This is a genomic window from Nitrosospira lacus (assembly GCF_000355765.4).
Lineage (GTDB): Bacteria > Pseudomonadota > Gammaproteobacteria > Burkholderiales > Nitrosomonadaceae > Nitrosospira > Nitrosospira lacus.
Map to the genome: position 1 here is coordinate 1,544,152 of NZ_CP021106.3, position 24,051 is coordinate 1,568,202.

19 protein-coding genes are annotated in these 24,051 nt (G+C 54.0%); 10 read left to right on the top strand and 9 right to left on the bottom strand.

Annotated elements, in window-relative coordinates; all coding sequences use genetic code 11:
* The first annotated feature begins 5 nt into the window (after window positions 1-5).
* From EBAPG3_RS06870 to atzF, 4 genes are read left to right on the top strand one after another with little or no spacing between them, the layout of a single operon-like run.
* Window positions 6-737: an urea amidolyase associated protein UAAP1 gene (locus tag EBAPG3_RS06870; RefSeq protein ID WP_040851922.1), complete on the top strand. Its 732-nt coding sequence runs from the start codon at window positions 6-8 to the stop codon at window positions 735-737.
* Window positions 734-1,414, top strand: a complete 681-nt coding sequence (locus EBAPG3_RS06875) for an urea amidolyase associated protein UAAP2 (RefSeq protein ID WP_004176705.1) — start codon at window positions 734-736, stop codon at window positions 1,412-1,414. The genes EBAPG3_RS06870 and EBAPG3_RS06875 overlap by 4 nt, the downstream gene beginning before the upstream one ends.
* Before the next feature lie 31 nt (window positions 1,415-1,445).
* Window positions 1,446-5,066 (top strand): urea carboxylase, encoded by a 3,621-nt coding sequence (uca, locus tag EBAPG3_RS06880; protein WP_004176703.1) that lies wholly within the window; start codon window positions 1,446-1,448, stop codon window positions 5,064-5,066.
* A gap of 2 nt (window positions 5,067-5,068) precedes the next feature.
* Window positions 5,069-6,919, top strand: coding sequence for an allophanate hydrolase (gene atzF, locus EBAPG3_RS06885; protein WP_004176701.1), 1,851 nt, complete (start codon window positions 5,069-5,071; stop codon window positions 6,917-6,919).
* A 119-nt stretch (window positions 6,920-7,038) separates the two neighbouring features.
* Here atzF and EBAPG3_RS06890 read toward each other — a convergent pair whose 3' ends face one another.
* The 3 genes from EBAPG3_RS06890 to gshA form a co-directional block, all read right to left on the bottom strand.
* Window positions 7,039-7,464, bottom strand: a complete 426-nt coding sequence (locus EBAPG3_RS06890) for a hypothetical protein (protein ID WP_040851920.1) — start codon at window positions 7,462-7,464, stop codon at window positions 7,039-7,041.
* Window positions 7,465-7,718: 254 nt separating this feature from the next.
* Window positions 7,719-8,423 (bottom strand): glutathione S-transferase family protein, encoded by a 705-nt coding sequence (locus EBAPG3_RS06895; protein WP_004176695.1) that lies wholly within the window; start codon window positions 8,421-8,423, stop codon window positions 7,719-7,721.
* Window positions 8,424-8,684: 261 nt separating this feature from the next.
* Window positions 8,685-10,328: a glutamate--cysteine ligase gene (gene gshA / locus EBAPG3_RS06900; RefSeq protein WP_085921951.1), complete on the bottom strand. Its 1,644-nt coding sequence runs from the start codon at window positions 10,326-10,328 to the stop codon at window positions 8,685-8,687.
* Between the two features lie 216 nt (window positions 10,329-10,544).
* Between gshA and EBAPG3_RS06905 the strand changes: the two genes are divergently transcribed.
* A complete protein-coding gene (locus EBAPG3_RS06905; RefSeq protein ID WP_004178309.1) occupies window positions 10,545-10,928 on the top strand; it encodes a winged helix-turn-helix transcriptional regulator in 384 nt (127 codons plus the stop codon).
* Window positions 10,929-11,116: 188 nt separating this feature from the next.
* Here the strand turns inward: EBAPG3_RS06905 and EBAPG3_RS06910 are convergent, their stop codons facing one another.
* Together EBAPG3_RS06910 and metG are read right to left on the bottom strand one after the other, a co-directional pair.
* The gene (locus EBAPG3_RS06910; RefSeq protein WP_085921952.1) at window positions 11,117-11,980 is read right to left on the bottom strand and encodes a PA4780 family RIO1-like protein kinase; all 864 of its coding nucleotides are present in this window, start codon (window positions 11,978-11,980) and stop codon (window positions 11,117-11,119) included.
* 158 nt (window positions 11,981-12,138) lie between these two features.
* Window positions 12,139-14,352: a methionine--tRNA ligase gene (gene metG / locus EBAPG3_RS06915; protein WP_051048978.1), complete on the bottom strand. Its 2,214-nt coding sequence runs from the start codon at window positions 14,350-14,352 to the stop codon at window positions 12,139-12,141.
* A 288-nt stretch (window positions 14,353-14,640) separates the two neighbouring features.
* Here metG and apbC point away from each other — a divergent pair, with 288 nt between their 5' ends.
* From apbC to EBAPG3_RS06930, 3 genes are all read left to right on the top strand, one after another.
* A complete protein-coding gene (gene apbC, locus EBAPG3_RS06920) occupies window positions 14,641-15,729 on the top strand; it encodes an iron-sulfur cluster carrier protein ApbC (protein WP_004177019.1) in 1,089 nt (362 codons plus the stop codon).
* A gap of 118 nt (window positions 15,730-15,847) precedes the next feature.
* Window positions 15,848-16,414, top strand: a complete 567-nt coding sequence (dcd, locus tag EBAPG3_RS06925; protein ID WP_040852002.1) for a dCTP deaminase — start codon at window positions 15,848-15,850, stop codon at window positions 16,412-16,414.
* A gap of 381 nt (window positions 16,415-16,795) precedes the next feature.
* Window positions 16,796-17,971 (top strand): type III PLP-dependent enzyme, encoded by a 1,176-nt coding sequence (locus tag EBAPG3_RS06930; RefSeq protein ID WP_004177014.1) that lies wholly within the window; start codon window positions 16,796-16,798, stop codon window positions 17,969-17,971.
* A 226-nt stretch (window positions 17,972-18,197) separates the two neighbouring features.
* Here EBAPG3_RS06930 and EBAPG3_RS06935 read toward each other — a convergent pair whose 3' ends face one another.
* Together EBAPG3_RS06935 and EBAPG3_RS06940 are read right to left on the bottom strand one after the other, a co-directional pair.
* A complete protein-coding gene (locus EBAPG3_RS06935; RefSeq protein ID WP_004177012.1) occupies window positions 18,198-18,704 on the bottom strand; it encodes a dihydrofolate reductase in 507 nt (168 codons plus the stop codon).
* On the bottom strand, window positions 18,701-19,495 hold the full coding sequence (locus EBAPG3_RS06940; protein WP_004177010.1) for a thymidylate synthase: 795 nt from the start codon (window positions 19,493-19,495) through the stop codon (window positions 18,701-18,703). The genes EBAPG3_RS06935 and EBAPG3_RS06940 overlap by 4 nt, the downstream gene beginning before the upstream one ends.
* 107 nt (window positions 19,496-19,602) lie before the next feature.
* Between EBAPG3_RS06940 and EBAPG3_RS06945 the strand changes: the two genes are divergently transcribed.
* Window positions 19,603-21,090 carry a M17 family metallopeptidase gene (locus EBAPG3_RS06945; protein ID WP_085921953.1) on the top strand — a complete coding sequence of 496 codons (1,488 nt, stop codon included), beginning with the start codon at window positions 19,603-19,605 and terminating at the stop codon, window positions 21,088-21,090.
* Between the two features lie 142 nt (window positions 21,091-21,232).
* Here the strand turns inward: EBAPG3_RS06945 and EBAPG3_RS06950 are convergent, their stop codons facing one another.
* Window positions 21,233-22,234: a zinc-dependent alcohol dehydrogenase family protein gene (locus tag EBAPG3_RS06950; protein WP_004180064.1), complete on the bottom strand. Its 1,002-nt coding sequence runs from the start codon at window positions 22,232-22,234 to the stop codon at window positions 21,233-21,235.
* Window positions 22,231-22,425, bottom strand: coding sequence for a hypothetical protein (locus EBAPG3_RS06955; RefSeq protein WP_004180063.1), 195 nt, complete (start codon window positions 22,423-22,425; stop codon window positions 22,231-22,233). The genes EBAPG3_RS06950 and EBAPG3_RS06955 overlap by 4 nt, the downstream gene beginning before the upstream one ends.
* A gap of 91 nt (window positions 22,426-22,516) precedes the next feature.
* Between EBAPG3_RS06955 and aroC the strand changes: the two genes are divergently transcribed.
* A complete protein-coding gene (gene aroC / locus EBAPG3_RS06960; protein WP_004180061.1) occupies window positions 22,517-23,698 on the top strand; it encodes a chorismate synthase in 1,182 nt (393 codons plus the stop codon).
* The last annotated feature ends 353 nt before the right edge of the window (window positions 23,699-24,051 follow it).

Below are 24,051 nucleotides of genomic sequence, written 5' to 3' on the forward strand. Positions count from 1 at the left end.
AAAACATGCACCATCCAGATACATTTCTCTGGGAAGAAGATATTCCCGGGGGTTGTCATTGGTCCGGCGTCTTGCGCCGGGGCACGACGTTGCGTTTGATGGATGTAATCGGGGGCGCCAATGCCGCGGTACTGTTCTTCAATCAGGAAGAGAAACTGGAGCGTTATAACATGGCGGATACGCTGAAGTCGCAGCATACCTTTCGTCTGACCAAGGGGCATGCCTGTCACTCGGATATGGGTCATATTTTCTGCTGCATTACCTCGGATACTGTTGGCTGGCATGACACCGTGTGCGGAATGAGCGACGCGGAATTGATACGCCGGAAATATGGCGCCGGCCGATACCAGGAGCTTCGCAACGAGATGTTTCGCAGCGGGCTGGATGGCATGCTGATCGAGCTGGGAAAGTGGGGACTGGGGATGCGTGACGTAGTATCCAATATCAATTTCTTCAGCAAGGTGACCGCCAGCTCATCGGGCAAACTGATGTTTCATCCCGGCAACAGTAAAGCCGGAGATTATGTGAATCTCAGTTTCGAGATGGATACGTTGATGGCGCTGTCCGCCGCGCCGCATCCCCTTGATCCGGCGCAAACATACCAGCCTGGAGCAGTCAGGCTGACGGCTTTTGCGACGCCACCCTCGATGGTCGAGGAGTGCGCGCGCATTCCCGAGAATGTGCGCGGGATGCAAAATACTCAACGTTTATATGCCTGTCATGGAGGTGCCTCATGAGCGCGAATCTGCTTGAAAGCAGGCTCGATCCCAAGACCGCGGTGGTGGATGAAATCTGCGCGGCGGGCGAACCCTGGGTCAAGCAGGTGACCCAAGGACAGGTATTCCGTATCGTCGATCTGGAGGGTAATCAGGCAGTCGATACATTATTTTACAATGCCGCCCATGCGCTGGAGCGTTACAGCGCCACCGATACCATTCGCCGTCAAAACATGCTGTACCTGACCACCGGCAGCAGGCTGTACTCAAACTACGGCAACATCATGCTCACCATCGTCGCGGATACATGCGGACAGCATGACACGGTGGGCGGGGCCTGTGCGGCGGAAAGTAATACCGTACGCTATGCGCCGGAGAAATTCCCAATGCACAGTTGCCGCGACAATTTTCTGCATGCGCTGGCGCATGAACCCATCTGCGAGCATCTCGGCATGAGCAAGCGTGACCTGCCCAGCAACATCAATTTCTTCATGAATGTACCGGTATCGGAAGAAGGCGGTCTGGATTTTGTGGATGGCGTATCGGCACCCGGCAAGTATGTGGAGATGCAAGCCGAAATGGATGTGATCGTTCTGATCTCGAACTGCCCGCAACTGAACAACCCGTGCAATGCCTATAACCCTACACCGATCCGCCTGCTGGTCTGGGATGCTCCCGAGGATATGGCATTCGATTAGTCGGACAACTCAACCGGGAATAGGGAAAATCATGTTCGAGAAAGTATTGATTGCCAATCGCGGCGCCATTGCCTGCCGCATTATCCGTACGCTTCGCCGCATGGGGGTGAAAAGTGTGGCGGTGTACACGGATGCAGATGCGCTGTCGCGGCATGTATTGGAGGTCGACGAGGCATACTGCATCGGCAGCGGCGTTGCAGCGGAAAGCTATCTGCGCACCGACAAGATCCTGGAAGTCGCGCGGCATACCGGTGCGCAGGCCATTCATCCCGGTTATGGCTTTCTCAGCGAAAAAGCAGACTTCGCCGAGCAATGCGCTGCCCATGGCATTTGCTTCATTGGTCCGACGCCGCAGCAGATGCGGTCTTTTGGCCTGAAGCATACGGCGCGTGAGCTGGCCTTGCACAACCGGATGCCGCTGCTGCCGGGAACCGATTTGCTGGAGAATGTGGAAGACGCGCTTCATCAGGCGATTTCCATCGGTTATCCGGTAATGCTGAAAAGCACAGCGGGCGGCGGTGGTATCGGTATGCGCTTGTGCTGGAACAGGGACGAGTTAAGCGGCGCTTACGAATCGGTGAAGTATCTGGCGCAGAATAACTTCAAGGACGCTGGCCTGTTCCTGGAAAAATATGTCGAGAACGCGCGCCACATCGAGGTGCAGATTTTTGGCGACGGCCAGGGTGAGGTGGTCGCGCTGGGGGAGCGCGACTGCTCGATGCAGCGGCGCAACCAGAAGGTGATTGAAGAAACACCCGCACCCGACCTTACGCCTCGCTTGCGCCAGGCGCTGGTGGATGCCGCCATACGTCTGGGCAAGGCAGTCAATTATCAGTCAGCGGGGACAGTGGAATACATTTTTGATGCATCCAGCGGCGAATTCTATTTCCTCGAGGTGAATACGCGCCTGCAGGTCGAGCATGGCGTGAGCGAAGAAGTGACCGGCATCGACCTGGTGGAATGGATGGTACGGCAGGCTGCCGGAGATTTGCCACCCTTGGGCTCGTTCGACATCAAGCCGCACGGTGCTTCCATTCAGGTACGCGTATATGCCGAGAATCCGGCGAGGGATTTTCAACCGTCCTGTGGCACGCTCACTGCGACGGAGTTTCCGCCTCCGTCCGGGGCGCGTGTCGAAACATGGGTGGAGCGCGGCGTCGAAGTATCCCCCTTCTATGACCCGATGCTGGCAAAAATAATTGTGCATGCGGCGGATCGTAAGCAGGCGGTCGCCAAGCTGCTTGCTGCGCTGGATGCCACCGCGCTGCATGGCATCGAAACCAATTTAGACTACCTTAAACAGATTCTCCAGGGCACGGCATTTCGCAGCGGCCGGTATACGACAAGCTTTCTGAATGGCTTTCACTATATTGCACATACGATCGATGTTCTCTTCCCTGGCGTGCAAACGACCGTGCAGGATTATCCCGGGCGGACCGGCTACTGGAATATCGGCGTGCCGCCATCCGGTCCAATGGATAGTTTGGCGTTTCGTCTGGCGAATCGCCTGGTTAACAATGGGGAAGACAAGGCCGGACTCGAAATCACCCTTGCCGGACCGACGCTGCGCTTCAATTGTGACAGCGTAATCGCGGTGTGTGGGGCACCCATGGAAGTGCGTCTGGATGGCGAACCCCTGGCGCAGTGGCGATCGCATTCAATCCGGGCCGGTGCGCTGCTGCAGTTCGGAAAGCTCAGGGATCATGGCTGTCGTGCCTATCTGGCGGTGCAGGGCGGTATTCAGGTGCCGGATTATCTGGGTAGCAAGTCCACCTTCACGCTCGGACAATTCGGCGGGCACGCCGGGCGCACCCTGCTCACCGGCGACGTACTTCATGTGGTGGCGGCCAACAGCCACGTCCGCTGCGTGCTCCCGGAGGCATTGGTCCCGCATTACACCCATAACTGGGAAATTGGCGTGCTGTACGGACCCCACGGCGCGCCCGACTTTTTCACCGATGAAGATATCCGAATTTTTTTCTCCACTGACTGGCAAGTGCACTACAACTCAAGCCGTAGCGGCGTACGTCTGATCGGCCCGAAGCCGCATTGGGCGCGTAACGATGGCGGGGAGGCGGGGCTGCATCCATCCAATATCCACGACAATGCCTACGCTATCGGCACGGTGGATTTTACCGGCGATATGCCGGTAATACTGGGTCCGGATGGTCCCAGTCTGGGTGGCTTCGTTTGTCCCGTGACCATTGTCCATGCGGAATTGTGGAAGATGGGACAGCTCAAGCCCGGCGATAGCGTGCGTTTTCACCGGGTGCCGATGGAACAGGCGCTGGCACTGGAGAAATTGCAGGATGCGACGATCCGGCGCCTCCGGGTGCCAAAGGTTGTGTCCGTACCCAAGGCAGTCAGCACCATGGACAGCCCTATCCTGCATTGCATCGAGGAAGGCGCACGCCAGGTGCGGGTGGTATATCGCCAGTCCGGGGACAAAAATCTGCTGGTGGAGTACGGACCGCCGGAGCTTGACTTGAATTTGCGCTTCCGCGTCCATGCATTGATGGAATGGATTCAGGGCGATCTTGATGCAGGGCGGCTCAAAGGCGTCCTGGATTTGACGCCGGGCATCCGCTCATTGCAAATCCATTTTGATTCGCGCGTGCTGCCGCGCGACAAGCTCCTGAAGCGGCTCGTTGCCACGGAAAAGAAATTGCCTGATATAGAATATATGGAAGTGCCAACGCGTATCGTGCATCTGCCATTGTCCTGGGACGACGGGGCGACGCGGCTGGCGATAGAGAAATACATTCAATCGGTTCGGGCTGATGCGCCATGGTGTCCCAGCAATATCGAGTTCATTCGCCGCATTAACGGACTGGACGACATCGAAGCGGTGCAGCATATCCTGTTTGAAGCGAGCTATCTGGTAATGGGACTGGGTGACGTGTATCTAGGCGCACCCGTGGCAACCCCCGTCGACCCGCGTCATCGCTTGGTCACCACCAAGTACAACCCGGCACGCACCTGGACTCCCGAGAACGCGGTGGGTATAGGAGGTGCTTATCTGTGCATATATGGCATGGAAGGTCCGGGCGGTTACCAGTTTGTCGGACGTACCGTGCAGATGTGGAACCGTTATCGCCATACCGGCGATTTCAGGGAGGGCAAGCCCTGGCTGTTGCGCTTTTTTGACCAGATCCGGTTTTATCCGGTAAGTGAGAGTGAACTGCTCAAACTGCGCAAGGATTTTGTCACGGGACATTTCAAGCTGCGCGTGGAAGAAACCACGTTCAGCTTGAAGCAATACAACATTTTCCTGCAACAGAACGCAGCATCAATCAGTACTTTTAAAGTCAAACAGCAGGCCGCGTTTGAAGCCGAGCGTGAGCGCTGGAAGATCGAGGGCAAGGCCGAATATGTGAGCGAGGCTACGCTTGACGAAGCCGATACGCAAAGTGAGCTGGATTTGCCGGAAGGTGCGCATGCGGTCAGTGCGCACGTGACCGGCACGGTATGGAAACTGCTGGCTGGGGAAGGGGGGCGCGTCGAAGCGGGAAGTCCCATGGTGATAGTCGAGTCGATGAAAATGGAATTCGTGGTGGAAGCACCTGTCAGCGGCACGGTACGACGGCTGTTCTGTAAGGCCGGCGGACATGTATCCGCCGGGCAGATGCTGCTCGTGATTCAGGAAGAATGATCATGAGCAAGTTATTGCCTCTGGGCGACATTCCCTCACTGTTGCAACGCTATGCCAGTGGCGAGCTGACTCCCGGCCGGATGGTTGAAGAGGTGCACGCACAGGTGCGGGATGACGCCGATCATGTCTGGATACACACCTTGCCGCTCGAGACATTGCGAGGCTATGCCCGCGCGGTGGAGGCCAGAATCAAGACCAGGACGAACGGCATGGCGAGGCCGCTGCCATTGTATGGCATTCCCTTTGCCATCAAGGATAATATCGATCTGGCGGGTGTGCCAACCACGGCCGCTTGTCCGGCCTTTGCCTACACGCCTCAGCATAATGCGGCGGTGGTACAGAGATTGATCGATGCGGGGGCGATTCCCATCGGCAAGACCAACCTTGATCAGTTTGCCAGCGGGCTGAATGGTACCCGCTCTCCCCATGGAGCTTGCCGCAATGCATTTAATCCCGATTATATTTCGGGTGGTTCGAGTTCCGGTTCAGCGGTGGCTTTGGCAAAAGGCGCGGTATGTTTCAGCCTGGGAACCGATACCGCGGGTTCTGGCCGGGTACCTGCGGCGTTCAATAATCTTGTCGGGTATAAGCCCACTAAAGGCTGGCTTTCCACAAGCGGAGTCGTGCCGGCCTGCCGCTCCCTGGACTGTGTTTCCATCTTTGCCTTCACGGCCGCCGATGCGGCGCGCATTCTGGCGGTGAGCGCGGCGTATGATGCAGACGATATCTACTCCCGGGAGCGGGAAGGGCATAGTTTCGATTTCGGTGGAGCGCCCGATTTTCGTGTGGGAATCCCCCGTCGGGAACAACTGCAATTTTTTGGTAACCGGGAGAGTCAACAGCTATTCGATGAGGCGATAGCAACGATCCGGATGCTGGGTGGAGAAACCATCGAGATCGACTTTGCACCTTTTCTGGACACGGCGCGCCTGCTCTATGAAGGCCCTTGGGTAGCTGAGCGTTATGCGGGGATTCAGCGGTTTTTCGAGTTGCACAGCGATCAGGTGATTGCTCCGGTACGCGAGATCATCGCCGGTGCGCAACACTACTCGGGTGCAGATGTATACAACGGTCTATACCGATTGCGCAGGCTTAAACGTCAGACTGATCGTGTCTGGAATGACGTGAATTGCCTGTTGACGCCAACCGCAGGCACTATCTATACCATTGAGGCGATACAGCAGGATCCCATACGCCTCAATGCAAATCTTGGGTATTACACCAATTTCATGAATCTTCTCGACTATGCCGCGGTGGCGGTACCAGCTGGATTCCAGAATGATGGCTTGCCTTTTGGCATAACCCTGGCGGCGCCCGCCCATCAGGACGAACCCCTCCTGCATCTTGCAGGGCGCATGCAATGGGCCTATGCGCTACCGCTTGGCGCAACCGGCATTCGCCTGCCCGACGGTATTTCATTTCAAGGCACGTCCGGATCTGATCAGCAGCCCGATTCAATACGTGTGGCGGTCTGCGGGGCGCATCTAACCGGTTTGCCGCTGAACGGACAATTAACCCGCCGCAAGGCGCGACTCATCACAAGCACTTCAACTTCTCCGGAATACCGGCTCTATGCCCTTCCGGGCGGCCCGCCCTATCGTCCTGGAATGCTGCGAGCCGAGAAAGGCGAACAGGGAGTCGCTATCCAGGTTGAGGTCTGGGAATTACCCCTGCGGGAATTTGGCGGCTTTGTGGCGGAGATTCCGGCACCGCTGGGTATTGGCACCATTACCCTCGCCAACGGCGAGACGGTGCAAGGCTTTCTGTGTGAGCACCATGCGGTGGTGGATGCAACGGATATCAGTGGGTTTGGAGGCTGGCGAGGCTATCTGCAGAGGTTGGGAGAATCATAATTGCACGATTACTGCAACCTTGTCCGCATCAGCAAAAAATGAGGGCGTCGGATATTATCCGACGCCCTCATTTTTTAGTTAAATACGATGATTCGAAATGTTATTCCGACCGTGGGATGCTACAGACCGTTCACAACGTCAGGTGTGTTAGAAGCGGACGCCGCATGATTTTCGTTGAGCTTCGAAGCCATTTGACGATGGAGGCTGGCTTCTTTGATGTTGGCTTCAATAGCTTGTTCGTAATCGCGTACTTGCGCGTAGGCATGCGCTTGAAGATCTTGCGCTCGCCTGCCGTAGAGGTAACTTTTATTCTCGTAATGCTCCAGCAATTCCTTTTGCTCCTCCGCTTTTACCTGCGTTTGCTTGGCGGCATCTTCATAATATTTTGCCACAGCCTCATGGTCGCTCCGGGTTGTGGCATGCTGGGCGGCTGCGCGAATCTCCGGGGTATCGGCAGGCTTGGCGGCGGTCGCGGAAGGACTCAGTGAGATTAACAAGCCTGCCATCGATAATGCCGCAACAATATTTCCTACTTTTGTTTTCATGATGGTAATGAACCCAAATGGAATGAAAGTGACTACATCCTATCTCAGTCAATACTATGAGTATATTGGGGAAACCCTGGTTTTTTACTAAGGGAAACCCTTAGGAAGAGCAATGATCCCGATTGTTGAGCCGCAATGAGGATCTCTGCCGAAATGTGAACCCCAACTCATGCTTACACCATGCGTTGGGGGATATTTCGATCCCGGGCAAGTCATGATGGAATTTCATGCCGGGTTGCGCTTTAATACTGCTGTTACTGCAATTCCGGATAATATTCCTGCTTGATACGGGCAACATAATTTTTAAGATTGTCTTTTGACAGACTGTGGTCCTTGAGTGGAGATTCAATGGGACAGCCGAGGGTATTGATCAAAAATCCGAAGGCACTGGCATCCAGGCTGGTCGGTTTGTCGCCCAGGAAATATCTCTTGTTTCCCAGGCATGCTGATAACGCATCAATATCCTGCATGCCGAGCTCAAAGATTTCTTTGGCATTGTGCCGTCCCGTCCCATGTCCCAGGATCTGCCGCTGGATCCTTCGGCGATAATAAGCTGCCGCCAGATCGCGGATGACAGGAGGCATTACGCTAAAAATCGCTTTCTTGTTCACCTGCCAATTTGCGTCCGTGTACTGCCACCGCGAATACATCGTTGCCCAAAACAGATGCTCTTCCAGCAAGCGCTGCATCGCGAGCGACAACGCCGATTCTGATGGGGTTAACCCTTCGTCCAGATCCTTATACTTGGTTTTGAGGTGCCGTATGATAAAACGCGAGTCTGCTAATTTGAGATCGCCATCTTCGATGTATGGCAGCTTGCGCTTCGGCGCAAACAACGGAAGGGTTGCTTTGATAGCATATTCAATATCCGCCATTCTCAGGTATGTTTCCGTCTTGCAGCAGAAATGACTGAGATTCGGAATGCCCCACGTGCGTTCCAACTGATAAAGTATCACCATCAAAAACTCCCTGATTATTTGTACCCGCGTTAACTTGCAGTTAACCAGTGACGAATATTATCCTAATGCATTGCAAAATGCAAGTAACTCTATGCATGCACATCACATCCAGGTGAGCGGCTGCGCACCTATCGCCTGCATTAAGAGTGCAGTATGTTTCGTCCGGGCTTGGAAATGCGGGCAAGCTGGCTGGGCACCGGTTTTCCCGCAATCAGCGGAATGTGGTTACGCCTTGAACGATATTGGGAATATGATGTTGAATCATGATTGTGCGCGGGCCATGGTGTGAGGTGTGTCCTGTGAATGAATGATGCTGGGGGAGGGGTCCTGAGAGAAATAATTGTCCAGGTATTCGTTGAGGGGGATCTCATCCGTGGCATCGATCTGATCCTGTTGCGCCAGCGAAGCGGCGACGTGGAGATCAAAACTCCTCCCTACCGCGGCATCCAGTGCGGCATCCTGGAAATAACGGGTATATTCAAGGGACTTCTGCAATACCAGCTCGGTAATCGACATCTTTTGCGCGCGCATGGCCGCCAGCACCCTGGCTGAAGCCGTCAACTCGGGATGGCGAATCGCTTCGATCTGCCGGTGCAATGCGCGGGTGTAGGGTTTATCGGCATGGCCGTTGTCCAGGATCTCACAGATCTCCCGCATCTGCTCGCACAGCCTCAACGCCCATTGCTGCAGCGGGATTTCCCGTCCGTCGTTTAACAGCTTCAGTCCCGGCTCTCTGCCGCGATTGGCCACAGACAATGCGTTATGACTGATCTCGTCATGCTGCTTCAAGTCATGCCCCGCATTGGGCTGGAATAGACAGAAAAGACCCAGTGCTTCAAGAAAGCGCGTGGTTTCGATCGCAATGCCCGCGGGTTCAAACATATCCACATCCACGGAGCGTATTTCAACATATTGAATCCCCCGGCTTCCCAGCGCCTGCAACGGCCTCTCGCCGGATTGCGCCGGCTGTTTCGGCCGCACCGAAGTGTAATACTCGTTCTCGATTTGCAGGAAATGGGTATTCAACTGCCGGTACTGATCGCCCACCTTCGCCCCGATTCTTTCATATCCGAGATAAGGTATCGTTGTTGCCCTGCCCAAATCCCGAATATATTCATCGAGACTGTTAAAGGAAACATGAAACATCGATTGAACGGGATTCAAATAGCCGATCTCGCTCATCCTCAAGGAAGTGGCAAAGGGTTTGTAATATGAAGTCTCATCGAATTGCTGCAACGTACCGGAATAAAGGGAATTGCGGCTATCGACGAAGCTCTTGCCGACCGCCGGGGACGAGCCGGATAAATACAGGATAAGCCAGCCATAGCGCTGCAGGTTTCTGATCATTCGCATATAAGCCTGCGTCGTGAATGATCGCAGATCGCCGGCATGTTTCATGGAATGCTGGTATTGCGGCCAGAATGGCTCAGGAAGCGAGTAATTGAAATGGATTCCGGCGATGACCTGCATGCAACGGCCGTAGCGGTAGCTCAAACCCTGCCGGTAGATATGCTTCATCCTTCCCACATTGGACGAACCATATTCGGCGATGGGAATTGCCGGGTCCCGCAAATCGCCGATAGGCATGCTGCCTGCCAGCAACAGTTCATCACCGAGGTTGGCACAGACGTATTGATGCAGGTGGGTCAGAAAACCCAGCATCTCGTTTCCATCCGGCAATGCCGGCGTGATCAATTCCAATAGCGCCTCGGAATAATCAGTAGTGATATGCGGATGCGTCAATGCGGCCCCGAGCCGGCGCGGGTGGGGCAGCTGCGAGATGGCGCCCTCGCGGGTGATGCGCAGGCTTTCCTTCTCGATGCCTTTCAGGCCATGGATTAATAAAGGCCGCAGAGAGGCGTCGATGCGTGTCTGCAAGCGTGCGTCGGATAACTTGTTTGACATTTTTTACTCCGATATCTGTTGATGATCAGGAATGCCCATGTACGCTCGAAACCAGCAAAGTTTCAACATGATAAAAATCTCCATGGTCAATCTGCCCAGTGACATCCCGCTTTATGGCTTTTAATAAGCAAGTGATTAAAGCTTAGCTCAATATATTGCAGAATGCAAGTAACTATATTATATTAGTAACTCGATGATTTTTCGTGCAGGCAAGTTATGAACGACGATAAGACGGCGGAAGGAAAATTTGCTTTTGAGAGGTCGTGCTGCCCGCTCACGAATGCATTGGATATTTTTGGCGATAAATGGACACTGCTGATCATCCGGGATCTGGTTCTGGGCAAACACCGCTATCTGGAATTGATATCCTCGCCAGAAAAAATCGCGTCAAATATCCTTGCGGATCGCTTGAAGAAACTGGAAGCCGCGGGTCTCATTACTCGACGGGCCTATCAGCAGAAACCCGCGCGCTATGAGTATTTCCTGACAGATAAAGGCGAAAGCTTGTGGCCGGTGCTGGCGGCAATAATCTCCTGGAGTCAGGAGCATTATCCCGGCACTCAGCTATTTCCCGCGATCAGGCAGCGTCAGCCAAGCTGATGCGTATCAGACACCGAGCTGTTGGGGCGGGTTGATAGAGAGCAACAGCGCTTCTCAGAGGCGGACCCGCTTCAGTGGCGGATTTTGTGCTTTTCTTCAACTTTTGCGGTAACCCATATGTCGAGTAACCTGGGTGACAAATGAACGCCGCTGATTATCCGTGATCGGGTATCCAGGTGAACTTGAAATCAAGAGAGTGCCCGGTTTGCCATTTCCCGCTTGTATCGTTGCCGTTCCGCTTCTTCCTTGAGTGCGGCGTCTACTTCCCGCATGACGCTGCTGACATCAGCCGGTTTCTCGTCACGTTCAAAATGCCCTGTCAGCTTGATCTCCGGAAGCAATTTCCCGCTCTGGTAGAGTGACCATATCTCCCTGCCATAGTCAGTGGCGGGCAATTCGGGCGCAAAGCGGCCAAAGTAGGCAGCAAGGTTATCCATGTCGCGGACCAGCATGCTGCGGGCGTTGTTGTTGGCCGCCGCGTCAATGGCCTGGGGCAGGTCGATGATGACCAGTCCGTCGCTGCCGGCAAGCACATTGTATTCGGACAAATCGCCATGGACGATCCCGGCGCAAAGCATGCGCACCACCTCCCTGACAAGGGTGAGGTGATGCGCGCGCGCCTCTTCCGCCGTGAGCGCCAGATCATTGAGCCGGGGGGCGGCCGCGCCATTGACGCCCGTCACCAGTTCCATCAGCAGCACACCCTCGAAGAAATTATAGGGCTGCGGCACACGCACGCCGGCGGCGGCAAGACGGCACAGGGAATCCACTTCCACGCTGCGCCACGCATCTTCCTGCGCCTTGCGTCCATAGCGGGTGCCCTTCTCCATGGCGCGGGCGCGCCGGCTGTTCTTCACTCTGCGGCCTTCGGTGTAATCCACGCTCTGGCGGAAGCTGCGTGCGTTGGCTTCCTTGTATACCTTCGCGCAACGTATCGCTTCTCCGCAGCGGACCACGTAGACCATGGCTTCCTTGCCGCTCATGAGCTGGCAGATGACTTCATCGACGAGACCCTCCTCGACGAGCGGTTCAATTCTTTTCGGGATTTTCATGGATGCTTTTGCGAGCGCGCAAAATCTGGCGCAAGCCGGTCATTTATCCTTGTCAAATGGGATGATGCAACAGAACCGGCGCTGTATTCGTTGGGTATCAAATGCGCCCTCATGAGCGTGCCTGAGCGAAAAACGTGTTTGCACGTTCTTCGGGCCGCCTATTTTACCTTCATTCCCGGCTGCGCGCCCTCATCGGGAGCGAGCAGATAAGGTCCGCCGCTTTCACCTCCCGCAGCCAGTACCATTCCCTCCGAGATGCCGAATTTCATTTTTCGTGGCGCGAGATTAGCCACCATGACGGTCAGCCGGCCCTTGAGCGATTCCGGAGGATAGGTGGACTTTATGCCGGCAAACACGGTGCGCGGCTGTTCTTCGCCAATATCCAACGTTAACTTCAACAGCTTGTCTGCTCCTGGTACATGTTCAGCGTCGACGATTTTCGCGATGCGCAAATCCACCTTGCTGAAATCATCAATCGAAATGCTTCCGGCAACCGGCGCGGTGGCATGTTGCTGTGCTTCAGCATGACGCACAGGCGAATGGGGGTTTGTGACAGGTTCGAGAGTTTGTTTGTTGGCTTCGATCATGGCGTTAATCTCTTTTTGGTCAATACGGGTCATCAGGTGCTGGTAAGGGTTGATGGCGTGGTCCAACGGTAAATCTTTCAGAACATCGCACCACTGTAGTGGCGGAATGTTCAGGAAGCCTTCCACGTTGTTCGCAAGCTGTGGCATTACGGGCTTAAGATATAAGGTCAGCAAGCGGAAGATATTGAGCGCCACCGTGCAAACTTCATGCAGCCGGATTTTTGATACTTCGTCTTCCTGTTTGGCAAGTTCCCAAGGCTTCATGTCATCCACATACTGGTTTGCTTCATCGGCCAACGCCATGATTTTCTTGCTCGCCTTTAAATATTCCCGTTTTTCGTAGTAATCAGCGATTTGCTCGGCAGCACCGTGAAGGTTCATAATGAGCCAGTATTCATTCCCGAGAGGATCCTCCGAAAATCGGTAATTTCCTGCCGGCTGAGGTTCCTTGGTTTTTACCCCTGCGGTCAGGTCGCCATTGTCGCTGTTTAAAAATGAATCTGCTTGATGAGGGTATTTATACTTATCCAGGCTGGCAATGTAGTTGCATAGCTTTCCATCGAAGCGTTTAGTAATAAATCCCGCACAACGGCTTGCAATATTGATGTATTTACCCACCAAATCGGAATTTACTCGCGCGACGAAATCGTCCAGGTTGAGGTCGATATCTTCCATGGTGCCGTTCAGCTTGGTGGCATAGTAGTAGCGCAGCCATTCCGGATTCAACTCCTGCTTCAAATAGCTTCCGGCAGTGATGAACGTGCCGCGCGATTTGCTCATCTTTTCGCCGTTCACGGTGAGAAAACCATGGACGAAAATCTTTGTGGGTGTACGGTAACCGGCATTCTTCAGCATTGCCGGCCAGAACAGCGCGTGAAAATAGAGAATATCCTTGCCGATGAAGTGATACAGCTCAGTGGCTGAATCCTTCTTCCAGAACTCGTCAAAATCGATACCTTTTCGCTCGCACAGGTTTCTGAAGCTGCCCATGTAGCCGATTGGAGCATCCAGCCATACATAGAAATACTTGCCTGGCGCATCGGGGATTTCAAAACCGAAATACGGTGCGTCGCGCGAGATATCCCAGTCGGAGAGCTCGTTCTCTCCGGCTGCACCCAGCCACTCGCGCATCTTGTTGGCAGCCTCCGGCTGCAAGGTTCCCGAGGTTGTCCATGCGCGCAGGAAATCCACACAACGAGTATCCGAGAGCTTGAAAAAGAAATGCTCGGTGGATTTTTTTACCGGGACCGCGCCGGATACCGCGGAGTAGGGATTTTTTAAATCGATGGGGGTATAGGCCGCTCCACATGCTTCGCAATTGTCACCGTACTGATCGTGCGCACCGCATTTGGGACATTCGCCCTTGATGAAGCGATCCGGCAGGAACATCTGCTTGACCGGATCGTAGAGCTGTTCGATGGCGCGGACAGCTATCAGCCCGGCGGTCTTGAGCCTGGTGTAAATATTCTCGGCGTATTGGCGGGTTTCGGGCGAATGCGTGGTGTAGTAATTGTCGAATTCGACATGAAAGCCTGTGAAGTTGCTCAGATGCTCGCCATGCACCTTCGCTATCAGCGCTTCCGGCGTAATGCCTTCCTGCTCGGCGCGCAGCATGATGGGTGTACCATGCGTGTCATCGGCGCATACATAATACACCTCGTGCCCTTGCATTTTCTGGAAACGTACCCAGATGTCGGTCTGAATGTATTCCACCAGATGGCCAAGATGGATGCTGCCGTTGGCGTAGGGCAGGGCGGAAGTGACAAGAATTTTTCGCTTGTTCATCAATTGTCTATGGAAATTGTCAAACATAATTGTAACAAACTGCGGGCCTCGCGGTCTGTAGAACTGCAGAAACCAATCCTGATGCGCTTGAGCGGGCTGATTCCGTGCAGCCGTCCTTATCAGTAGACTAAGCTGCCGTTAAAAAACAGGATTTGTTCCGTGTATTCATTCTTCATTAAGTCCTGTTTTTATTTTTTTACCATCCGGCCTTCGAGTCCGATATTTGTTAATATTCAAGGTTGGTTTGGTTTTATTTGTTTCGCAGGCACAGGGTAAAGGAGCAGTAAAGTGGCTATCACCGAACAGCAAGTGCAATCCGTTCTCAAGGAAATTACCGATCTGAGCACGGGCAAGGATTATGTGGCCAGCAATGAGGCGCGTAACATCAAAATAGATGGCGATGATATTTCACTTGATATCGTGCTCGGGTATCCGGCAAAGAGCGTGATCGAAATTATCCGCAAGCAGGTGGCCGGCAAACTCAAGACTATTCCGGGTAGTGGCAACGTGAGTGTCAATATCACGAGCAAGATTGTTTCCCATAGTGTACAACGCGGAGTGAAGCTTATTCCCGGCGTGAAGAATATCATTGCGGTGGCTTCCGGCAAGGGTGGGGTGGGCAAATCCGCCACGGCGGTAAACCTGGCATTGGCACTGGCTGCGGAAGGCGCTTCTGTCGGCATTTTGGATGCCGATATTTATGGCCCTTCACAACCCCAGATGCTGGGGATTACCGGCCGCCCCGAATCCCCGGATGGGAAAACCATTGAATCGATGAAAGCACACGGTATCCAGGCCATGTCCATCGGTTTCCTGATTGATGTGGAGACACCCATGGTGTGGCGGGGGCCGATGGTTACACAGGCACTGCAGCAGTTGGTGAATGATACGCGCTGGAGCGATGTGGACTATCTCATTGTGGATATGCCGCCCGGCACCGGTGATATCCAGTTGACGCTGGCACAGAAAGTGCCGGTTACGGGTGCCGTTATCATCACCACCCCGCAGGATATCGCGTTGCTGGATGCTCGCAAGGGGCTCAAGATGTTCCAGAAAGTGGGGATTCCCATCCTCGGCATCGTCGAAAACATGAGTACGCATATTTGTTCCCAATGCGGTCACGAAGAGCATATTTTCGGCGAGGGCGGCGGGAAAAAGATGTGCAAGGATTACGATGTGGAGTTCCTTGGCGCACTGCCGCTCGATATCAGAATCCGCGAACACACCGATGCGGGCGCCCCCACGGTGGTAGTGGATCCTGACGGGCGGATAGCGGAGATCTATCGTGGTATTGCCCGCCGCCTCGCGGTCAAGATCGACGAGTTGTCGCTCGATCACTCGGCATTGTTTGCAAACATAGTGATCCAGGATACCTGATAATCCTGTGGTGAACCGGCTGGCAAATGGCTGTCAATGGCTGGCAATGACGGTGGGGCCGCGAGGTTGACTTGTCTGCTCATGCTTAATATTACACTCATATTCTCGTCTTTCAAAAATGACCATAAAGTCTGACAAATGGATTCGCCGCATGGCGGCGGAGCATCGCATGATCGAGCCTTTCGAGCCCGATCAGATCAAGCATGCGAACGGCCACAAGATCGTTTCATACGGAACTTCGAGTTACGGCTATGATATTCGCTGTTCGGATGAATTCAAGCTGTTCACCAATATCAACTCCACCATCGTCGATCCCAAGAATTTTGATTCCAACTCCTTCGTCGATGTGAAGAACAAAGTTTGCATCATCCCGCCCAACTCCTTTGCCCTGGCACGCACTGTCGAATATTTCCGTATTCCCCGCAATGTATTGACCATTTGCCTGGGAAAATCCACCTATGCGCGGTGCGGCATCATTGTCAATGTCACGCCGTTTGAGCCGGAGTGGGAAGGCTATGTCACGCTGGAATTTTCAAACACCACGCCGCTGCCTGCCAAGATATACGCGAATGAGGGAGTGGCCCAGGTGATTTTCTTTGAATCCGACGAAGTCTGCGAAATTTCCTATAAAGATCGCGGCGGAAAATATCAGGGACAGCAGGGCGTGACCCTCCCGAAAATCTGATTTCATTTGCGAGGTCTGGGCAGGATTCCTATGGTTACGAAAATAGTTTGGATGGGGCCGGCTTCAGGTCCAGAATATGCCAAAGGAACTACAAGATTCGGCCGCTATAAGGCGCTTCGTCTTTCCGTATCCTTATTCAGAGTCGGCAATGGCGACGCGACGCAGGATAGGTTGTTCCACAGGATTTCAACTGTCCGTAATTATTTTTTTCATATCAGAAAAAAACGCTTGATTCCGGCAAAATGCGGTCTATAATCCGCTTTTTTTCCGCCACATAAAGAACAGGAGGTCATCATGAAAAGCAAAGCAAACTATTTCGATACGGCCGATTTGGTAAACATCCATATTCCCGTAACGTAGCGCCTCCCCGAGGAGATTCTCATGCAAGTGCGTAATGCCGCTCTACGGCAAAAAGTAGAGCCCGAAGCAGTATTCGATACTCATCCCGAAGTCAGCCTGGATTTTAAATATGTCCGGGAAGCCCTGGAAAAGGGCTACAGCAAGCCATTCCTGCTGGTCGACAGCCATATCATCCGTAATAAAGCCCGCCGTTTCAAAGCCGCCATGCCGCGCGTGCAGCCACATTATGCCGTCAAGGCCAATCCGGATCCACGAGTGCTGAGAACCATGATCGAGGAGAGCGTGGGTTTTGAAATAGCCTCTATTTCTGAACTGGATCTGCTGCTCGGCCTGGGTGTGCCCGCTGCCGAGATATATTACAGTAACCCTATGAAATCAAGGGCTTACCTGGAATATGCGGCATCTAAAGGCGTGGAATGGTATGTGCTGGACAGCATCGAAGAGCTGCGTAAAATTGTGAGCGTCAAGCCGGATGCAAAAATGTATTTGCGCATCGATACGCCCAACATTGGCAGCGATTGGCCGCTGGCAGGAAAATTTGGTACGCATGCCGCGGAGATCAAGGGCATCATCAATGAAGCGGCGAAACTTAAGGCCGACCTCGCCGGGGTGACTTTTCATGTGGGTTCTCAGTGCCGCAATCCGCAGAACTGGCGGGTGGGTATCGAGCGGGCCAAGAAAGTTTTTGCCGATATGCGCCGTGCCGGGTTGACCCCGCGCCTGCTCAACATCGGCGGCGGTTATCCTGTACGTCATATCAAGCCCATTCCTTCGATTGAAATCATAGCGGAAGTCGTGAATGCGGCTATCGCCGACCTGCCGGAGAGCATTCGGGTCATGGCCGAGCCGGGGCGTTACCTGGTGTCCGATGCCGCGTATTTCGTCTGCCGCGTGGTGGGAACAGCCACCCGCAATGGCAAGCGCTGGATGTATTGGGATGCAGGCATGTTTGGCGGCGTGATCGAGGTTACCGAGGGCTTACGCTATGAAATCCTTTCTGATCGCAAGGGCCAGGATATTCCCTGGTCCGTGGCCGGTCCGACCTGCGATTCGGTGGACATCCTCATGCGGGACGAAATGTTGCCGGAAGATATTCAGGAAGGCGATTTTATCTATATTCCCAATGCCGGGGCATACACTACCGCCTATGCCAGCAACTTCAACGGTTTTCCATTACCGGATGTGATGGTGTTGTAGGCAGGAAATCGAAACAGAATTGACGGCGGGGCACAATGAAGGCGTGCCCCGCCGTTTTTTTTACTCAGGCCATTCATGCCCAGATAGTGGAGGACATATCCTTATCCCGATATTTCACCCGATCACGAGGCTGGTCTCGTGAAATAGCCGAGAGCTTAACCCAGAGACCATTAGGCGGCTCTCCGAGCCTACCGGAGTGCTGGGCGTCCTGATGCAGTATCCGGGTTTAATTCCACTTGCGGTCAAGCACGACAAAATGATATTCCAATCCATCATCATCCAGATGATGTTTCTCGCGTGACGTTTCGCGCCATTCGCCCTGGCTGAATTTGGGAAATAGCACGTCACCCTCAAAATCCTTCTGAATCTCGGTAATATACAACCGGTCGCAGACAGTCAACGCCTGCTGGAATATTTCAGCTCCCCCGATGATGAAGCTCTCAGCCGTATCGGCACACTCGTAGCAGGTTCTCAGCGCGGTCGCCAATGAACCCACCACGATAGCACCCTCGGCTTTGTAATCGGGTTGCCGTGTAACAATAATGCTGGTGCGGCCCGGTAACGGCCTGCCGATGGACTCGTAAGTTTTACGACCCATGATGATGGGATGCCCCATGGTAAGCGCTTTGAAGCGCTTCAGATCGGGGGGCAGCCGCCATGGCAATGTATTATCCTTGCCGATTACGCGATTTTGGGCCATGGCCACCAGAATGGATAGGCGGCGGGGAGTCATACCGCGACCGGCGCCTTGATTGCCGGATAAGGGTCATAGCCTTCCAGCATGAAATCTTCATATTTAAATCCAAAAATGCTATCGATTGCCGGGTTCAAATTCATCACCGGCAGTTTTCTGGGTTCCCGGCTCAGTTGTTCCTGCGCCTGTGTCAAATGATTAAGATAAAGATGGGCATCGCCCAAGGTATGCACGAAATCTCCAGGCTTCAGATTGCATACTTGCGCCACCATCAGCGTGAGCAGCGCGTAGGAGGCGATATTGAACGGAACGCCGAGAAAGATATCCGCACTGCGCTGATAGAGCTGGCATGAAAGCCTGCCCTCAGCAACGTAGAATTGAAACAAGGCGTGGCAGGGTGACAATTTCATTTTATTCAGCTCGCTTACATTCCAGGATGAAACAACCATGCGCCGTGAATCCGGGGTATTCCTGATTTGCTCGATCACCTCGGTTATTTGATCGATTTCCTGTTTCTCCATTCCCGGCCAGGATCTCCACTGCCGGCCATATATGGGACCCAGGTCGCCATTCTCGCCGGCCCATTCATCCCAGATAGAAACACCATTATCCTTGAGGTACTTGATATTGGTATCTCCCTGCAAAAACCACAGCAATTCGTAAATAATGGATTTCAAATGGCATTTCTTGGTGGTCACCAGCGGAAATCCTTCCGATAAGTTGAAACGCATCTGGTGGCCGAATACCGAAAGCGTGCCAGTGCCTGTGCGGTCGGATTTCTTGTGCCCGTGCCTGAGCACATGCCGCATTAGGTCAAGATACTGATGCATAGGAGTTCAGGTGATGGGTAAAATTCCTTGGGCTTACATGCGGCGGGCGGAATAGATGCATGGTGTATATAATAACACGCTCACATTTTACAGGATGAGGCGCCAATATGCTCGCAACGCTGACACAGAATGCTTCGCCCATAAGTGAATCCACCAAGGCAACACATATCTTGGTGGTGCTGCCCAAGCTGGGCGGGATTTCGGATAAACCTCGGAACAGACCCGATTTCCTGGGCAAGAACGCACTGGAAGCTTTGTTATCCCGGCGAGGAATGCAGCCTGGAGAAATTAGCGATTCCCCCGCGGCCGCCAGTCTTGGCAGCGGAGCCTTGTGCGCATGGGTCATGGTGGATTCAGGTGAATCCCCGTTCGAGCAACAAACCTCCGTTCGCAAAGCCATGCGATTGCTATTGGAGGAAAATCCTGCAGAAATACATCTTGCGATTTACGGTAATTCGGACGAAAAACGCGTATTCGCGGAACTGGCGGTATATGCCGCCTGGATCAACGGTTCAGTGCTGCCGTCACGGAAAACCAGCAAGAAAAAACCGGACAGGAAGCCGTTGGCAAGAATCGTGTTGCATGGATATAAAGACGCGGGCAATTTTGCCTTGACGCAGGCCAAGGCGGAAGGGAATCTGCTCACGCGTGAACTCACGGTGCTGCCGCCCAACGAATTGACGCCCAGGCTTTATCGCAGACGCGCCAAGAAGCTTGCGGCGAGCGAAGGCTGGAAGTATCAGGAGTTTGATGTCAAGGCGCTGCGCAAGATGGGTGCAGGTGCATTTGTCGCCGTGGCCCAGGGTAGCGACCCCGAAGATGCCGCCATCGTGCATTTGCAGCGGCGCATCAAGCGTGCGCATAAAACCGTGGCGCTGGTAGGCAAGGGTATCTGCTTTGATACCGGAGGCCACAATCTGAAGCCGCCTCGCTACATGCACGGCATGCATGAGGACATGAACGGATCCGCCGTGGCTCTGGGAATTTTGTTGGCCGCAACGCGCGCCGACCTGCCGGTGAACATCGATTGCTGGCTCGCCATCGCCCAGAACCACATCAGTCCGCGCGCCTACAAGCAGAACGATGTCATAACAGCGCTGAATGGCACCACCATCGAAATTATCCATACCGACGCCGAAGGCCGGATGGTGCTGGCGGACACCTTGACGCTGGCGGGTAGACAGAAGCCCGATGTGATGATTGATTTCGCGACGTTGACCGGCAGCATGCACGTGGCGCTGGGATCGCGTTATAGCGGCGTATTCAGTAACCGGGAAGAATTGGCGCAGAAGGCGCTTGCAGCGGGAAAGTCAAGCGGCGAGAGAATCTGGACATTTCCGATGGATGCCGATTATGATGGGGAGCTGGAAAGCCGGATCGCCGATGTCAAACAGTGCACCCTTGAGGGTGAGGCAGATCACATTCTCGCCGCACGCTTTCTCAGCCGGTTTGTGGACAATGTATCCTGGTTGCATATGGATCTCTCCGCGAGCAGTAACAAGGATGGACTGGGCGCGGTTGGCAGCGACGTTACGGGCTTTGGGGTGGCATGGGGAATCGAGATGTTATCGCGGGTAGCGCGGATAAGTGAATAAAATTCGCGGCATGGTTGAATATATCATCCCGGATCCGGCAGTTGACCGCTGATTTGTCAGTCTGGCAATTTGATTGGTAATGACTGTGCCACAGGATTCCCACCTTTTGGGTGAGACCAACCATTGGATTCTGGATAATAGTTCAGACGATTTGCAATACTATTTTACCGATGGTGTGTCCGCTTTCGATCAACCGATGCGCCTCGGCAGCCTTCTCTAACGGTAGTGCATGGCTAATGTGAACTTTGACTAAACCTCGCTCGAGCAGCATTGCGCCATGCTCGAGTATGCGGGTCTGCGCCACACGTGCCCGGTGTATACCGAAATAGAGGGGGGCGGCCATTTGCACATAACCGACGGTAAGGTTGCGCAGCCGTGCGGTATTGGTGTGCCTGATGTCGCATGTAGTCGAGAGCAGTGTCACTACGCGGCCATATAGCCGGGTTGCGGCGAAAGATTTACAGAAAGTTTCTCCGCCCACCGTATCCATGACAAGTCTCACGCCCAGTCCACCCGTCCAGTTCAGTGCCGTTTCCACAAAATCCTGCCCGGTATAATCGATTGCCAGTTCCGCTCCCAGCGATTGCACAAACTCCGCCTTCCGGGCGGATGATATCGTCGTGGCGACCGGTGCATTCAAGTAGTGGGCAAGCTGAATCGCGATATGACCCACGCCGCCCGCGCCCGCGTGAATGAGCGCGGGCCGGCCTTTGCTCATACCGCCGCGGTTTACCAGCGCTTCCCATGCCGTAATCATGGCGAGCGGCATAGCAGCCGCTTCCAGCATGGAGAGATTCTTCGGTTTCAATGCCAGATATTCCTGCCTTACCACCGTGTATTCAGCATATGTTCCAGGTGATCCACCCAGGCCATTGTTGAAAAAAAATACTTCATCGCCCGGCTGCACGCGCGTGACCGAACCCCCTACCGCTTCCACCACGCCCGCACCATCACAGCCCAGAATCGAGGGCAGTTTATCGGGATAATACATATTGAGCTTGCGCACCTTGGTATCTATCGGGTTCACACCCGCGGCATGCAGTTTTACCAGTACGCTGGATGGATCGGTGAGGGGCGGGATGGGCACATCGGCTGCTGTCAGTACATCCGGTTCGCCCGGGATATTCATCAGTATGGCCTTCATGATTTTCCTTTATTTCTATCCCATACATAATGGACAAACCGCTGCCAGCGATTAAGGTTGATCGTCTGCGCGGATTTTTTCTGAAATCTTTCTGATTGGTCGCGGGCCGTGCTCAGTTTCACCTGTTCATGAATCTGGCGCAAGGTTAAACCGCCGGGACCCTTGAGTTTGTCGGGATCGGGTTTTGTCATGATCAATTCTTCCAATGCCTGACTGGATGGCAACGTAGAGGGATGGAAGGGATATGTTAAACTTGAGGACTTGATTTGGCGAGAAAATAAAATGTCTGGTAATACCCTTGGCAGGCTTTTTTGCGTTACATCTTTTGGTGAATCTCACGGTCCCGCTATCGGCTGTGTTGTGGATGGTTGTCCGCCAGGAATGGAGCTATCCACTGAAGACATTCAAGGGGATCTGGACCGGCGCAAACCCGGTACGTCCCGCCACGTGACCCAGCGGCGCGAATCCGACACGGTGGAGATTCTTTCCGGAATATTCGAAGGCAAGACTACCGGCACGCCCATCGCGCTGCTGATCCGCAACGAGGATCAGCGCAGCAAGGATTATGGCAAGATCATGGATAGCTTCCGGCCAGGGCATGCGGACTATGTATACTGGCAGAAATATGGCATACGCGATTACCGGGGCGGTGGACGTTCTTCGGCACGCGAGACCGCGGTGCGGGTGGCGGCGGCAGCTATCGCCAGAAAGTGGCTGCTTGCAAATTATGGGGTGGTAATACGCGGCTTTATGTCGCAGCTGGGACCCGTGGATATCCCGTTTAAACAGTGGGAGATGGTTAACCAGAATCCGTTTTTTGCCGCTGATGCCAGCTTGGTACCCCGCCTCGAAGAGTTCATGGATAAGCTGCGCAAATCCGGTGAGTCTGTCGGAGCAAAAATCAGCGTCGTGGCGGAAGGCGTGCCGGTAGGCTGGGGTGAGCCGGTATATGATCGGCTGGATGCGGAAATCGCCTACGCCATGATGAGCATCAATGCGGTGAAAGGTGTGGAAATCGGGGCCGGATTTGCGTCCGTTGCGCAAAAAGGTACCGAGCACTCTGATGAAATCACTCCCGAAGGATTCTTGAGCAACAACGCGGGGGGCATATTGGGGGGGATTTCCACGGGCCAGGATATTATCGTTAATATTGCCGTCAAGCCCACTTCCAGCATCCGTCTGGGGCGACGCTCGGTTGATAAGTCCGGCAAGCCCGTCATAGTGGAAACGCACGGCAGACATGATCCCTGTGTAGGGATTCGCGCCACGCCCATCGCGGAGGCAATGCTGGCGTTGGTGCTCATGGATCATGCCTTGCGCCATCGCGCGCAAAATGCCGATGTCGTGTGCGCCACGCCAAAAATTCCGGGCAAGGTTGGCAAGCGGGAATCCATCTTATCCGGCGTTCCCAACGTCAAGGCGACGCCGGAATTTGCCGAAAACCCAGAGCCGGACGAAGCTTGAACCTCAGGAAACCGCCCGCCGCGAATGCGGCCGGAGAATGGGTTAACCATGGCCGAGATCATGGCCCCGATGTTCCGGTGACGCCACGTGTACTTAAGTCCAATTGTCCATATCTGCGGGATCCTTAAGAAGTAGGTTGATAATCTTCCTACTGTGCTTACATAAGGGGAGACCGCATATCCATCGGAGAGCAGAAAGATGGAATTGACCAGGGTTCTTGCGTTGTCTGCAATGATAGTAGTCGCGTCTTATGCAAATACCTGCCTGGCAACATCTACCGGGAACGACTCTCTCTGCCAGGGGTACGGAACAGACGCCGCAAACGAGTTCTGATCAATACTGTCAGAGCAAAT

Coding starts and splice junctions, on each gene's coding strand:
- EBAPG3_RS06870 (WP_040851922.1), top strand. CDS start 6: ATGCACCATCCAGATACATTTCTCTGGGAAGAAGATATTCCCGGGGGT.
- EBAPG3_RS06875 (WP_004176705.1), top strand. CDS start 734: ATGAGCGCGAATCTGCTTGAAAGCAGGCTCGATCCCAAGACCGCGGTG.
- uca (WP_004176703.1), top strand. CDS start 1,446: ATGTTCGAGAAAGTATTGATTGCCAATCGCGGCGCCATTGCCTGCCGC.
- atzF (WP_004176701.1), top strand. CDS start 5,069: ATGAGCAAGTTATTGCCTCTGGGCGACATTCCCTCACTGTTGCAACGC.
- EBAPG3_RS06890 (WP_040851920.1), bottom strand. CDS start 7,464: ATGAAAACAAAAGTAGGAAATATTGTTGCGGCATTATCGATGGCAGGC.
- EBAPG3_RS06895 (WP_004176695.1), bottom strand. CDS start 8,423: ATGGTGATACTTTATCAGTTGGAACGCACGTGGGGCATTCCGAATCTC.
- gshA (WP_085921951.1), bottom strand. CDS start 10,328: ATGTCAAACAAGTTATCCGACGCACGCTTGCAGACACGCATCGACGCC.
- EBAPG3_RS06905 (WP_004178309.1), top strand. CDS start 10,545: ATGAACGACGATAAGACGGCGGAAGGAAAATTTGCTTTTGAGAGGTCG.
- EBAPG3_RS06910 (WP_085921952.1), bottom strand. CDS start 11,980: ATGAAAATCCCGAAAAGAATTGAACCGCTCGTCGAGGAGGGTCTCGTC.
- metG (WP_051048978.1), bottom strand. CDS start 14,352: ATGAACAAGCGAAAAATTCTTGTCACTTCCGCCCTGCCCTACGCCAAC.
- dcd (WP_040852002.1), top strand. CDS start 15,848: ATGACCATAAAGTCTGACAAATGGATTCGCCGCATGGCGGCGGAGCAT.
- EBAPG3_RS06930 (WP_004177014.1), top strand. CDS start 16,796: ATGCAAGTGCGTAATGCCGCTCTACGGCAAAAAGTAGAGCCCGAAGCA.
- EBAPG3_RS06935 (WP_004177012.1), bottom strand. CDS start 18,704: ATGACTCCCCGCCGCCTATCCATTCTGGTGGCCATGGCCCAAAATCGC.
- EBAPG3_RS06940 (WP_004177010.1), bottom strand. CDS start 19,495: ATGCATCAGTATCTTGACCTAATGCGGCATGTGCTCAGGCACGGGCAC.
- EBAPG3_RS06945 (WP_085921953.1), top strand. CDS start 19,603: ATGCTCGCAACGCTGACACAGAATGCTTCGCCCATAAGTGAATCCACC.
- EBAPG3_RS06950 (WP_004180064.1), bottom strand. CDS start 22,234: ATGAAGGCCATACTGATGAATATCCCGGGCGAACCGGATGTACTGACA.
- EBAPG3_RS06955 (WP_004180063.1), bottom strand. CDS start 22,425: ATGACAAAACCCGATCCCGACAAACTCAAGGGTCCCGGCGGTTTAACC.
- aroC (WP_004180061.1), top strand. CDS start 22,517: ATGTCTGGTAATACCCTTGGCAGGCTTTTTTGCGTTACATCTTTTGGT.